This window comes from Streptomyces sp. NPDC005393 (assembly GCF_040606675.1).
Lineage (GTDB): Bacteria > Actinomycetota > Actinomycetes > Streptomycetales > Streptomycetaceae > Streptomyces.
The window spans coordinates 61,679-74,906 of the sequence record NZ_JBEXFG010000016.1 but is presented as its reverse complement, the minus strand read 5'-3'; the positions used below and the strand labels follow the sequence as shown (position 1 = coordinate 74,906).

10 protein-coding genes are annotated in these 13,228 nt (G+C 69.5%); 7 read left to right on the top strand and 3 right to left on the bottom strand.

Annotation, left to right across the window (positions count from 1 at the left end):
• Positions 1-42: 42 nt before the first annotated feature.
• The 7 genes from ABZS71_RS16245 to trxA all read left to right on the top strand — a co-directional run bounded on the left by ABZS71_RS16245 (position 43) and on the right by trxA (position 9,897).
• Positions 43-2,439, top strand: a complete 2,397-nt coding sequence (locus tag ABZS71_RS16245) for a DUF6049 family protein (protein ID WP_356210585.1) — start codon at positions 43-45, stop codon at positions 2,437-2,439.
• Between the two features lie 12 nt (positions 2,440-2,451).
• Positions 2,452-4,875, top strand: coding sequence for a murein biosynthesis integral membrane protein MurJ (gene murJ, locus ABZS71_RS16240; RefSeq protein WP_356210582.1), 2,424 nt, complete (start codon positions 2,452-2,454; stop codon positions 4,873-4,875).
• A gap of 110 nt (positions 4,876-4,985) precedes the next feature.
• The gene (locus ABZS71_RS16235; RefSeq protein WP_356210579.1) at positions 4,986-6,722 is read left to right on the top strand and encodes a protein kinase family protein; all 1,737 of its coding nucleotides are present in this window, start codon (positions 4,986-4,988) and stop codon (positions 6,720-6,722) included.
• Between the two features lie 37 nt (positions 6,723-6,759).
• Positions 6,760-7,449 carry an RNA polymerase sigma factor SigM gene (gene sigM / locus ABZS71_RS16230; protein WP_355855074.1) on the top strand — a complete coding sequence of 230 codons (690 nt, stop codon included), beginning with the start codon at positions 6,760-6,762 and terminating at the stop codon, positions 7,447-7,449.
• Positions 7,446-8,423: a hypothetical protein gene (locus tag ABZS71_RS16225; RefSeq protein ID WP_356210577.1), complete on the top strand. Its 978-nt coding sequence runs from the start codon at positions 7,446-7,448 to the stop codon at positions 8,421-8,423. Before sigM ends, ABZS71_RS16225 begins: the two co-directional genes overlap by 4 nt.
• Before the next feature lie 150 nt (positions 8,424-8,573).
• Positions 8,574-9,524, top strand: a complete 951-nt coding sequence (gene trxB, locus ABZS71_RS16220; RefSeq protein ID WP_355855067.1) for a thioredoxin-disulfide reductase — start codon at positions 8,574-8,576, stop codon at positions 9,522-9,524.
• Positions 9,525-9,567: 43 nt separating this feature from the next.
• Positions 9,568-9,897, top strand: coding sequence for a thioredoxin (gene trxA / locus ABZS71_RS16215; protein WP_355855064.1), 330 nt, complete (start codon positions 9,568-9,570; stop codon positions 9,895-9,897).
• 69 nt (positions 9,898-9,966) lie between these two features.
• Here trxA and ABZS71_RS16210 read toward each other — a convergent pair whose 3' ends face one another.
• From ABZS71_RS16210 to ABZS71_RS16200, 3 genes are all read right to left on the bottom strand, one after another.
• Entirely contained in the window at positions 9,967-10,584 is a 618-nt protein-coding gene (locus tag ABZS71_RS16210; RefSeq protein WP_356210574.1) for a GNAT family N-acetyltransferase, read from the bottom strand.
• Between the two features lie 328 nt (positions 10,585-10,912).
• Entirely contained in the window at positions 10,913-12,058 is a 1,146-nt protein-coding gene (locus tag ABZS71_RS16205; RefSeq protein WP_355855057.1) for a ParB/RepB/Spo0J family partition protein, read from the bottom strand.
• Positions 12,055-13,140, bottom strand: a complete 1,086-nt coding sequence (locus ABZS71_RS16200; protein WP_355855054.1) for a ParA family protein — start codon at positions 13,138-13,140, stop codon at positions 12,055-12,057. Before ABZS71_RS16200 ends, ABZS71_RS16205 begins: the two co-directional genes overlap by 4 nt.
• Positions 13,141-13,228: the final 88 nt, after the last annotated feature.

Sequence of the window (13,228 nt, the reverse complement as noted above, 5' to 3'; positions counted from 1 at the left end):
TGACCGATTGACGACCACTGACGACGAGGGACGGGCGAGCGCGTGGCCGATGCGGCAGACCTCCGGGGGACAACTTCCGCTCGCGCCCGACGATGGCTACGGCGCACAGCGGCGCTGCTCGCGGCGGCGCCGATGTTCGCGGGCGTGCTACAGCTTCCGGCGGCCCCCGCCGCCCATGCCGAGAGCAAAGCCACCGGTGGGCGCCCCGTGGACGTCTCCATCACCTCCCTGACGCCCACCTCGCCGACGAAGAGCGACACGCTCACCGTCAGCGGCACCGTCACCAACGACAGCAGGGCGGCGGTCTCCGGCTCCCATGTCGGCCTCCGCGTCGGCCCGACCATGAACGGCCGCAGCGCGATCGACACCGCCGCCCGGCGGATCGGTTATACGCAGGGCCTCGACGGCACCGAGATCGGCGGCAAGTACACCAAGAAGATCGGCAAGCTGGCCGCCGGCGCCAGCCGTGACTTCACGCTCTCCATACCGGTGAACGAGCTGCACCTCGGGGAGAACGGCGTCTATCAGCTCGGCGTCTCCCTCACCGGCCAGACCCACAGCCGCCCCTGGCCGCAGGTGCTGGGCATCCAGCGGACCTTCCTGCCCTGGCAGTCGAGCGCGCCCGCCGAGAAGTCCCGGCTCACCTATCTGTGGCCGCTCATCTCCACCACCCATGTGACCGCGCGCACAGACAACGACGAGGACCGCACCCCGATCTTCCGGGACGACCGGCTCGCGAAGGAGCTCGCCCCCGGCGGGCGGCTGCAGCAGATGGTCACCCTGGGGAAGAACCTCCCCATCACCTGGGTGATCGACCCCGACCTGCTCGCCACCGTCGACGCGATGACGAAGAAGTACGAGGTCCAGAACGGGGACGGGACCACAGCGGGCCATGGGCAGGCCGTCGCCAAGCAGTGGCTGGACGACCTGCAGAAGGCCGTGCAGGGGCAGCAGGTGGTCGCGCTGCCGTTCGCCGACCCCGACCTCGCCTCGCTCGCCCACCGGGGCAAGAACGTCACCGGCTCCCTCGGCCACCTCCAGGACGCCACCGAGCTCGCCTCGACGACCGTGCAGACCGTCCTCGGGGTGAAGCCGCGCACCGACTTCGCCTGGCCCGTGGACGGCGCGGTCGACTCCTCGATCGTCGACGTCGCCACCTCCGCGGGCGCGCACAACGTCATCGCCCGCAGCGACAGCCTGCGGGAGACGGGCGGCCTCTCCTATACCCCCACCGCGGCCCGCCAGATCGGCGGCGGCAATACAGCGGTGGTCGCGGACGCACGACTGTCCACCGCCTTCACCGGCGACATGTCCAAGGCGCAGAACTCGACCCGCGCCATCCAGAGGTTTCTCGCCCAGACCCAGCTGATCAACCTGCAGGCGCCGGACAAGCCGCGCAGCATCGTCGTCGCCCCGCAGCGCATGCCCACCACCAGCCAGGTGCAGGCGATGGCGGCGGCCCTGGACGGTCTGTCCGGGCAGTGGAGCCAGCCGCTGGGGCTGGGGCAGGCCGCGAAGGCCAAGCCCGACCCGAACGCCACCCAGCGGGTGCCCGGCGTCCGCTCGTACCCCCGCGCGCTGCGGGCGCGGGAGCTGCCCACCGAGGCGTTCCAGAACGTGCAGGAGACCCAGGGCACGCTCGACATGTTCGAGCGGATCCTCACCGCCAAGTACCGGGTGGTCACCCCGTTCGGGAACGCGATCAGGCGGGAGATGTCCACGTCGTGGCGCGGTGAGGCACAGCACGCGACCGACTTCCGCCACGCCGTGCAGACGTATCTGTCCGGGCTCACCAAGAAGGTGCGCCTGGTCCCGAAGACGAACATGACCCTGTCCGGGCGGAGCGCGACCGTACCGGTGACCGTGCAGAACAACCTGGTGCAGGGTGTCGAGCTGCGCTTGGTCCTCCGCTCCCACCAGGGCAACCGTCTGGAGATCAGCGGCCCCCAGCTGGTCAACGTCGAAGGCGGGCACAGCCGGTCCGTGAAGTTCGGAACCACGGCCAACGCCAACGGCCCGGTATGGGTGTCGGCCCAGCTGTACACCCCGGACGGACAGCCCTACGGTCCCGAGATGCCGTTCGAGGCGAATGTCACCGAAATCACGTCGACCGTCATCCTCGTGATCGCGGGCGGTGTGCTGCTGCTGGTGCTCGCCGGCGTCCGGATCTACATCCAGCGCAAGCGTGCCGCCGCCAGGAGCGGTGAGGACGGCGACGACAGCGACGAGAACGGCCAGGACGGCGGCGAAGCGGACGGGCAGGAGGACGAGAGCGAGGACCCTCAGCCCGACGCGAGCGACCCCATGCACGCCTTCGTGCCCGAGCAGCCGAGTGACCCGGCACCGGACACCGGATCGCAAAGCGCCGGCCCGTCCGGCCCGGGTGAGAAAGTGGAGCATTGTGCAATGCCGGGGCCGGTCGGCCGCAGCGGACGATGAGGTGGGGTAGCGATGAACGCGCCATATGACGGTGATGGCCGAGTGCCACCGCCGCCGCAGCCTTCCCCTCACACCCCCCAGGGCCCTTACACACAGGATCCGCACCAGCAGGATCCGTATCTGGGCGACGGGCACCAGGCCCCCGCCGACGATCCGCGGCAGGCGTACGGGCAGCAGTACCACGCACAGGATCCCTATCTGGACGATCCGTATGCGACCGGCAGCTTCACGCCCTACCCGTATCCGGCGCAGGATGCGTACGCCCATGATCCGTTGACGGATCCGCTGTACGACCGGGCCGCGCCCCCCGCGCCCCAGCAGGGTGGCCACCCACAGCAGCACCACCAGCAGCAGCCCCCCGCACCGCAGGGTCCCGACCCACGGGCTTGGCCGGCCGCAGGCACATCCGGGCCCGCGGCCCCCGCGCAGCAGCCGCACGCCGCCGATCCGGCGGCGGCGGGCTATCCGGGCGCCGACGACGGCTACGAAGCGCGGGAGCAGCCGCAGCGGGACGCCTTCGCGCATCTCTTCCGCGATCAGCAGCCCTACGAGTCGCGGCCCGCCCAGGACTATCCGCAGAGCTCACCGGGCTACCCGCCCGCACCGCCGCAGGGACAGGCGCCCCCGCAAGGCCCGGCGCATCCGCAGGGTGAGGGCCAGGGCCAGGTGCCCGGGCCCGCGAGGTCCGAACCCGCCCCCGCGTCGGCCACCGCTCCCATGGCCACCGCTGCCACGGTGGCCGCTCCAGTGGTGACCGCCCCCGCCACGGCCGGGCCCGCCCCGAAGCCCTCCGGCGGCGGCCGTGCGTCCAGCCTGCTGCAGTCCAGCGCGCTGATGGCCGCGGGCACCCTGGTCTCCCGGCTCACCGGCTTCGTCCGCCAGATGGTGGTCATCGCGGCGCTCGGCGCGGCCACCCTCGGCTCCACCTACGCCCTCGCCTACACCCTGCCGACGATGGTGTACATCCTCACCATCGGCGGCGGCCTCAACTCGGTCTTCGTCCCGCAGCTCGTGCGCGCGATGAAGGAGGACGAGGACGGCGGCGAAGCGTTCGCCAACCGGCTGCTCACCCTGGTGATGGTGGTGCTCGGCGTCCTGGTCGCCCTGACCGTGGTCGCGGCGCCGCTGCTGATCCGCATGCTGTCGCCGACCATCGCCGACAACCCGGCGGACAACGAGGTCGCGGTCACCTTCGCCCGCTACTGCCTGCCCACCATCTTCTTCATGGGCATCCATGTGGTGGTCGGCCAGATCCTCAACGCCCGGGGCCGGTTCGGGGCGATGATGTGGACCCCCGTCCTGAACAACATCGTCATAATCTTCACCTTCGGCCTGTTCATCTGGGTGTTCGGCACCGCCGGCAGCTCGAACATGGACACCACGACCATCACGCCGGAAGGCATCCGGCTGCTGGGCATCGGCACCCTCCTGGGCCTCGTCGTCCAGGCGCTGGCGATGTTCCCCTATCTGCGTGCGACGGGCTTCCGGTTCCGGCCGCGCTTCGACTGGCGCGGCCATGGTCTCGGCAAGGCCGCCCGGCTCGCCAAGTGGACCGTCCTGTTCGTCCTCGCCAACCAGGCGGGCGTCCTCGTGGTGACGCAGCTGTCCACCGCTGCCGGCTCCGACGCCGAGAACCAGGGCTTCCCCGGCATGAGCTTCGTCGGCTACTCCAGCGCCCAGCTCATCTGGGGCATGCCGCAGGCGATCATCACCGTCTCCGTCATGGCCTCGCTGCTGCCCCGGATCTCCCGGGCGGCCCACGACGGGGACGCCGGAGCGGTCCGCGACGACATCTCCCAGGGCCTGCGCACCTCCGCCGTCGCCATCGTCCCCGTCGCCTTCGGGTTCATCGCGCTCGGCGTCCCGATGTGCACGCTGCTGTTCGGCGCCTCCGGCACCGAGGCGGCGCAGTCCATGGGCTACATCCTGATGGCGTTCAGCCTGGGCCTGATCCCCTTCTCCGTGCAGTACGTCGTGCTGCGCGGCTTCTACGCCTACGAGGACACCCGCACCCCCTTCTACAACACGGTGATCATCGCCGCAGTCAACGCCGCCGGCTCCGCCCTGTCCTATTTCGCACTGCCGGCCCGCTGGGCCGTGGCCGGCATGGCCGCCGCGTACGGCCTGGCCTACGCCACGGGCGTGGGCGTGGCCTGGAAGCGGCTGCGCGGCCGCCTGGGCGGCGATCTGGACGGCCGGCGCGTCGTGCGCACCTACGCCCGCCTCACGGGCGCCAGCATCCCCGCCGCGCTTCTCGGCGGCGGAGCCGCGTACGCGATCATGCAGACCCTCGGCATGGGGATCGTCGGTTCCCTAGCCGCTTTGGCGGGCGGCGGTCTCGTTCTTATCGCGGTTTTCTACATTGCTGCGAAACGGATGCGCGTTGAAGAGCTGACGGCCATGGTCGGTATGGTGCGCGGACGACTCGGACGCTGATCATTGAGCACAACCATCGTCCGCCATCGCGTGTCGTGCATAGCGGCGGACTGTGGGCACAATTGTCTTGGCTCGGAGTAGGCGCAACGGATGGGGAGGCAGGAACGACGGTGGCGGAACGGAGCACGGCTGCCGTCGACGTGGCCGACAGCGGTGGCGAGGAGCCGCTGACCGCCGAGGCGGGCAAGGCCACGGCCGACGGGGCGGGGACGGAACAGATGGCCGGCAAGGACACAGCGGCCGCGAGCGTCGACGAGAAAGGCGCCGCGGCCGACGCAAGCCCACTCGAGCTGCACAGCGGCCACAAGCTGGCCAGACGCTACCGTCTGGAGGAGTGCGTCACCCGTCTGGACGGATTCAGCAGCTGGCGCGCTGTGGACGAGAAGCTGCGCCGCGCCGTCGGCGTGCACGTACTGCCCGCCGACCATCCGCGGGCCAGACCGGTACTCGCCGCCGCCCGTTCGGCGGCGCTGTTGGGAGACCCCCGCTTCGTCCAGGTCCTCGACGCCGTCGAGGAGAACGATCTCGTCTATGTCGTCCATGAGTGGCTCCCGGACGCCACGGAGCTCACCGCCGTGCTGGCCGCCGGGCCGCTGGAGCCGCACGACGCCTACCAACTCGTCAGCCAGGTCTCCCAGGCCATGGCCGCCGCCCACCGCGAGGGCCTGGCCCATCTGCGGCTGAACCCCGGCTCCGTACTGCGCACGGAATCCGGCCAGTACCGCATCCGGGGCCTCGCGGTCATGGCCGCCCTGCGCGGCATCAGCACCGAGCGCCCACAGCGCACCGACACCGAGGCGATCGGCGCGCTGCTGTACGCCGCGCTCACCCAGCGCTGGCCGTACGAGAAGGACGCCCACGGCCTCTCCGGGCTCCCCAAGGGCGTCGGCCTGATCGCCCCCGACCAGGTCCGCGCGGGAGTGCACCGCGGTCTGTCCGAGCTCGCGATGCGCGCGCTGGTCAACGACGGGGCCACCGCCTCCCGCCAGGACCAGCCCTGCACCACCCCCGAGGAGCTGGCCAAGGCCGTCGCGGCCATGCCGCGCATCCGGCCGCCCGAGCCCGCCTTCACGCCCTCCTCGGCGTACCAGCGCACCACGTACCAGCAGGGCGTCTACGGCCAGCCGCCGACGCGTAGCGGACAGTCGCGCCCGGGAGCCGGCCCGGCCACTCCCGTACCGCCTCCGCCTCCGCTGCAGAGCCGCACCGGCAAGGCCCTCAAGTGGACCGTCTCCGCCCTCCTGATCGCGGCCCTCGGCCTCGGCAGCTGGCAGCTCGCGGACACCCTCCTCAAGGAGGAGAACAAGTCCAGCCCGTCCAAGTCCACCAGTGAGAAGGACGACGGCAAGTCCGGAAAGGTTGTCAGCAAGCCGATCGCGATTCAGGGAGCCGAGGAGTTCGCCCCCGACGGCAAGCCCCAGCACGCGGACCAGGCCAAGCTGACCCACGACGGTGACGCCTCGACCTTGTGGCGCACCGCCGGCTACGACGCCGGCCCTGTTCTCGCCCCGTTCAAGAAGGGAGTCGGGATCATCTACGATCTCGGCTCGGAGCGGACGCTGAAGGGCGCCTCCGTAGGGCTCCACTACGGCGGCTCCTACACCGAGGTCTCGCTGTATGCCACGGATTCCCTGACCCCGTCGGCATCGGGGTCCGATCCCGTCAGCTCGTTCAAGAAGCTCGCGTCGGGCAGGAACAAGGACAAGGCAGTCGATCTGAGCCTCACAAGCGCGGTCAAGGCCCGCTACGTCCTCGTATGGCTCACCGCTCTGCCGTACTCTCCCCCTGAGCAGTACTACACGCACCCCTACAAGCAGGCCATCACTGAAGTGAAGTTCACCGGCTGACCCAGGACAGCCGACCGACCAGGGAGGGGGCTCGACGTTGGACGACGCCACAATCGGCGGGGCGAGCGACGGCGAGCTCCTCGCCCGGCACGTCGCCGGCGATCCCGATGCCTTCAGCGAAATAGTGCGGCGCCACCGCGACAGACTCTGGGCGGTGGCGCTGCGCACCCTCGGCGACCGCGAGGAAGCCGCTGACGCGGTCCAGGACGCGCTCGTCTCCGCCTACCGCGCCGCACACACCTTCCGGGGCCAGTCCGCCGTCACAACGTGGCTGCACCGCATCACGGTCAACGCCTGTCTGGACCGGGCCCGTAAGACCGCCTCCCGCCGCACCTCACCGGTCGCCGAGACCGAGCGGCTGGAGCAGCTTCTGGAACCTCATGAATCGGCCGCCGCGCCCGCCGAGCGCGGCGATCTCCATCGAGAACTGCTGAGCGCGCTGCGTACTCTCCCGCCCGAACAGCGGGCGGCCCTGGTGCTGGTCGATATGCAGGGATATCCCGTGGCAGAGGCAGCGAAAGTCCTGGACGTTCCCACCGGCACGGTGAAGAGCCGCTGTGCCCGGGGGCGAGCACGGCTGCTCCCGCTGCTTTCGCACCTCCACCCCAATGGGACGGGTAACGCACCGTCGAGCGGGGCAAGGAACCGGACGCAGGGGACGTCCGTCCCACCGACGGCAGGACCGAATGACACAGATGCCGTGAAGGGCGGAGGTGGGCGAGCGTGACATCCTCGACGGGCACGGACGAGCACCCGGAAGTCGCGGAGATCTCCGCACTCACCGAGGGGCTGCTCTCTCCGTCCCGCACCGTCGATGTGCGGACTCACCTCGCGAGTTGCGTGCTGTGTGACGATGTACGGACCTCCTTGGACGAGATCCGCTCGACGCTCGGCACCCTTCCCGGCCCGGTGCGGATGCCCGCCGATATCGCGGGCCGGATTGACGCGGCGCTCGCCGCCGAAGCACTTCTTGACGCGACCGCCCCTGAGGGCGCCGCCGCTGTTTCACGTGAAACCCCGGATCCGGTGGCACCCGAGTCCGTTTCACGTGAAACAGCGCATGCCGCATCGGCAGCGAGCCCTGACGGCCCGGCCGACGCCGCGGAGACCAAGCCGCCGGTCACCGCCGACCGTCCCGCTGGGCGCCCTCGTGCCGCCACCGGGCCGGGACGCGGCGCTCGCCCCGGCACCCGCTCGAGCCGTGCCCGCCGCTGGCCCAAGGTCCTGCTCGGCACCGCATGCGCCGCGGCCGTCATCGGTATCGGAACCTTCGTCATCCAGGAGGGCTCGTCAGGCGACGGCAGCGGGTCCCACCCCCAGGCTCACGCCACCCGAAGCTCCTCCACGAAGGCCACACTTTCGGCGGGGACGCTCAAGGACCGCGTGCACGAGCTGCTCACCGACCGGAAGCCCACCCCCACCCCCTCGCGCGGCGTCACCGCACAGGACACCCCCGATGTGCCCCTGCGCGCGGAGGACCCCAAGGTGCCGGCCTGCGTCCAGGACGGCACGGGCCGTAGCGGTCCGGCTCTCGCCGCACAGCCGGACACCTACGAGGGCAAGCGCGCCTATATCGTCGTGCTGCCGCACCCCTCCGACAGCTCACTCGTCGACGCCTTTGTGATCGATGCCTCCTGTGTCTCCACGCCCTCGTCATCCGCCGGGGATCTCCTGATGACCCGTACCTACCCCCGAGGCTGAGGCACAGTACACAAGGGCCCCGCCTGACGGCGCCAGGGAATGCCGGACCCGTAGGATCCGTTGGGTGGGGTGGCAGCGGATTTCCGGGATAGCCCCGGATCCCGCCGCCCAGTCAGCAGTCGGCAGTCGGCAGAGACAAGGAAGACATCCGTGAGCGACGTCCGCAACGTGATCATCATCGGTTCCGGGCCCGCGGGCTATACGGCCGCGCTCTACACCGCCCGCGCTTCCTTGAAGCCGCTGGTCTTCGAAGGTTCCGTGACCGCTGGCGGTGCCCTCATGAACACCACCGAGGTGGAGAACTACCCGGGCTTCCGGGAGGGCATCCTCGGCCCTGACCTGATGGACAACATGCGGGCGCAGGCCGAGCGCTTCGGCGCCGAGCTCATCCCGGATGATGTGGTCGCGGTCGACCTCACCGAGGAGATCAAGTCCGTCACCGACTCCGCCGGTACGGTCCACCGCGCCAAGACCGTGATCGTCAGCACCGGCTCCCAGCACCGCAAGCTGGGGCTGCCGCACGAGGACGAGCTCTCCGGCCGCGGCGTCTCCTGGTGCGCCACCTGTGACGGGTTCTTCTTCAAGGACCAGGACATCGCCGTCATCGGCGGCGGCGACACGGCCATGGAGGAGGCCACTTTCCTGTCGCGGTTCGCCAAGTCGGTCACCGTGGTCCACCGCCGGGACACCCTGCGCGCCAGCAAGGCGATGCAGGAACGCGCCTTCGCCGACCCGAAGATCTCGTTCATCTGGGACAGCGTCGTCACGGAGCTCCACGGCGACGGCAAGCTCACCGGTCTGACCCTGCACGACGTCAAGAGGGGCGAGACCTCCGAGCTGCCGGTGACCGGCCTGTTCATCGCGATCGGCCATGACCCGCGCACCGAGCTGTTCAAGGGCCAGCTGAACCTGGACGATGAGGGCTACCTCAAGGTGGATTCGCCCTCCACCCGGACCAACGTGGCCGGTGTCTTCGCCGCGGGCGATGTTGTGGACCACACCTACCGCCAGGCGATCACCGCGGCCGGCACGGGGTGTGCGGCCGCCCTGGACGCCGAGCGGTACCTCGCCGCGCTGGGCGATGGCAACGCCACCGTCTGACTCCGCTTTTCACCCCCTGCACCAACCCACTAAGGAGATAGCCATGGCCGGTGCCACGGTCACCGTGACGGACGCCGACTTCGAGGAGACCGTCCTCAAGAGCGACAAGCCGGTACTCGTCGACTTCTGGGCCGCGTGGTGCGGTCCGTGCCGCCAGATCGCCCCGTCCCTGGAAGCCATCGCGGCCGAGCACGCCGACAAGATCGTCATCGCCAAGCTCAACATTGACGAGAACCCGGCGACCGCCGCCAAGTACGGCGTGATGTCCATCCCGACGCTCAATGTCTACCAGGACGGCGAGGTCGCCAAGACGATCGTCGGCGCCAAGCCGAAGGCCGCCATCGAGCGCGATCTGGCCGACTTCATCGGCTGAGCCGACGCCACCCTTGAACACGAAGGGGCTGCCCTCACGGGCAGCCCCTTCGTGTTTCACGTGAAACCCTCACAGCGGCCGAAGCGCCGGCTCCTTCTGGACCGCGCCGAGCAGCCGGTCCAGAGCCAGCTCGACATCCTCCTTCCAGGAGATCGTCGTGCGCAGCTCCAGCCTCAGACGCGGATACCGCGGATGCGGCCGCACGGTCTTGAACCCCACGGCCAGCAGATGATCAGCGGGCAGCACACACGCCGGTTCCTTCCAGGCGGCATCCCCGAACGCCTCGATCGCCTTGAAGCCCCGACGGATCAAGTCCTTGGCGACCGTCTGGACCATCACCCGGCCCAGCCCCTGACCCTGGTACCCCGGCATCAGCCACGCCGTCATCAGCTGCACGGCATCCGCCGCGACCGGGCTGGTCGGAAACGCCGTGGACCGCGGCACATACGCCGGAGGCGCGTAGAGCACAAAGCCCACCGGCACCTCATCGACATGGACCACCCGGCCGCAGGATCCCCACTCCAGCAGGACGGCCGAGATCCATGCTTCCTTCTCCAGCTCCGGCCGGCCCGCCCTTACCGCGGCCTCGCCGCTGACCGGGTCGAGCTCCCAGAAGACACAGGCACGACAGCGCTTGGGAATGTCCGGGAGATTGTCCAGCGTGAGCGGTACGAGCCGACGCCCCATGAAGTCAGTCCTTCACTTCCTTGGCCAGCCGCGGCACGGGCGGCTGACAGCGCACTACGCTCCCTGAGCAGGCTGCCGACGAAGCCGCCGACAGCTCCCAGGCCCAATCCTGTGGCCACCAGTCCGGTGCGACTCACCGATCGCATGGCCCTGCCCTCCACATGAGGCGCCTCCACCTGGATCCGCCCTGCCTGGTCGCATCGTATCCGTGCGGAGATTGCACCGATACCGCCCTTTGGGCAAAGAGCGGGTCGTGTTCCGACCTCCTCGGAACACGACCCGCCCCGCACTGCCGGTTCCGTACGGCGCCGCCGTACCGGCCAGTGCCTTACTCCTCCTCGTCCTCCACCGTGTCGTCGGAGGACAGTGGCTGCTCCAGCACCGGCCCCTCACCGGGGGCAAGGGTGCCGAGAATCCGCTCCAGATCCTCTATCGAGGCGAACTCAACGACGATCTTTCCCTTCTTCTGACCGAGGTCGACCTTCACCCGGGTCTCGAACCGATCGGAGAGACGTGAGGCGAGATCCGTGAGTGCGGGGGACACCCGCGTACCGGCCCGCGGGCCCTTGGCCTTCGGAGCGCTGCCCGACCGCGATCCCAGCAGGGTGACGATCTCCTCGACGGCCCGGACCGACAGCCCCTCGGCGACGATGCGATGGGCCAGCCGATCCTGCTCTTCCGCATCGTCCACGGAGAGCAGCGCCCGGGCATGGCCCGCGGAGAGAACCCCCGCCGCGACCCTGCGCTGGACGGAGGGAGAGAGCTTCAAGAGCCGCAGCGTATTGGAGACTTGTGGACGCGAACGCCCGATACGGTCGGCCAGCTCGTCATGTGTGCACTTGAAGTCCTTCAGCAACTGGTCGTACGCCGCCGCCTCTTCCAGCGGATTGAGCTGTGCGCGATGCAGGTTCTCCAGCAGCGCGTCGAGCAGAAGCTTCTCGTCCTCGGTGGCCCGGACGATCGCCGGGATCTTCTCCAGACCAGCCTCACGGCAGGCCCGCCAGCGGCGCTCACCCATGATGAGCTCATAGCGCTCGGGCGCCAGCTGCCGTACGACGACGGGCTGGAGGAGACCGACTTCCTGGATCGAGGTGACCAGTTCGGCGAGCGCGTCCTCGTCGAAGACCTCACGGGGCTGACGGGGGTTGGGCGTGATGAAGTCCAGCGGCAGCTCGGCGAAATGGGCTCCGGCCACCTCCTCCATCAACTCCACCGGAGCGGCTTCGGCCTCCTTCTGTGGCGGCGGCGGGGCCTCGGTTTCCTGTGGAACGCCATTCGTGGGCAGTGCGGCCACCTTGGCCGCAGCCACCCCGCGCTCCTGGGTGAGCACCGGAACCGCGGTCGGTGAGGTGGTGGCCCCTGTCGCCGTGACCATCCCCGCCCCCGCCGCGGGTCCGGCGTTGTCCGCCCCCTTCGGCGCGGGAGGGATCAGGGCACCGAGCCCACGGCCCAGTCCTCTGCGTCGCTCACTCACTGAATCCCCTCCTGCATGCTGTGCTGGTCGTGCTGGCTGATCTCAGGCAAGGCGCGAGTGTGCTGGGCGCTGTACTGCACACTGACCCCTCTGAGTGCGATCTCCCGGGCCGCCTCGAGATAAGAGAGCGCTCCGCTGGATCCCGGGTCATAGGTGAGGACCGTCTGCCCATAGCTGGGGGCCTCGGAGATGCGCACCGATCTCGGAATGCTCGTCCGTAGCACCTCACGGCCGAAGTGGCTGCGGACCTCGTCCGCCACCTGGGAGGCCAATCGGGTCCGGCCGTCGTACATCGTGAGCAGGATCGTCGAGACATGGAGCTTGGGGTTGAGATGGCCCCGCACCAGATCGACGTTCCGCAGCAGCTGCCCGAGCCCCTCCAGTGCGTAGTACTCGCATTGGATCGGGATCAGCACCTCCGCCCCGGCGACCAGCGCGTTGACCGTCAGCAGCCCGAGCGAGGGCGGACAGTCGATAAGGATGTAGTCCAGTGGCTGCTCATAGGCCTGGATCGCGCGCTCCAGCCGGCTCTCCCTCGCCACCAGGGAGACCAGCTCGATCTCGGCGCCGGCGAGGTCGATCGTGGCCGGGGCGCAGAACAGCCCCTCCACATCCGGGACCGGCTCTACGACATCGGACAGGGGCTTGCTGTCGATCAGTACGTCATAGATCGATGGGACCTCGGCATGGTGGTCGATCCCCAGCGCCGTCGAGGCATTGCCCTGCGGGTCGAGATCGATCACCAGCACACGACCGCCGTGAAGGGCGAGCGAGGCGGCCAGATTGACCGTGGTCGTGGTCTTCCCGACCCCACCCTTCTGGTTGGCGACCACCATCACCCGGGTCTGCTCCGGCCGGGGAAGGCCCTCACCAGCACGGCCGAGAGCCTCCACCGCCAGTTGAGCGGCACGGCCAATAGGGGTGTCGTCCATCGGGGGCGGCGTTTCACGTGAAACATCCTCCCCCGCCGATTCGGTACGGGGGCCGGGGACCGGGTCGGTCATCGGCCCCGCGAAGTTGGCGTCGGACCGCAAGGATTCACTCTCCTCGACATCAGGCTCGCGATGAACAGAGCCTGCCATGCTTTTGGGGTCGTGAACCAGCGAGGTCCGTTCTCCTGTGGATGAATCCACGTCCTTACGGGGTCGGCGACCGCGTGGCGGGGCCGCC

Excerpts from the sequence above, each read along its gene's own strand:
- murJ (WP_356210582.1), top strand. The coding sequence starts at position 2,452 with ATGAACGCGCCATATGACGGTGATGGCCGAGTGCCACCGCCGCCGCAG.
- trxA (WP_355855064.1), top strand. The coding sequence starts at position 9,568 with ATGGCCGGTGCCACGGTCACCGTGACGGACGCCGACTTCGAGGAGACC.
- ABZS71_RS16210 (WP_356210574.1), bottom strand. The coding sequence starts at position 10,584 with ATGGGGCGTCGGCTCGTACCGCTCACGCTGGACAATCTCCCGGACATT.
- ABZS71_RS16200 (WP_355855054.1), bottom strand. The coding sequence starts at position 13,140 with ATGGCAGGCTCTGTTCATCGCGAGCCTGATGTCGAGGAGAGTGAATCC.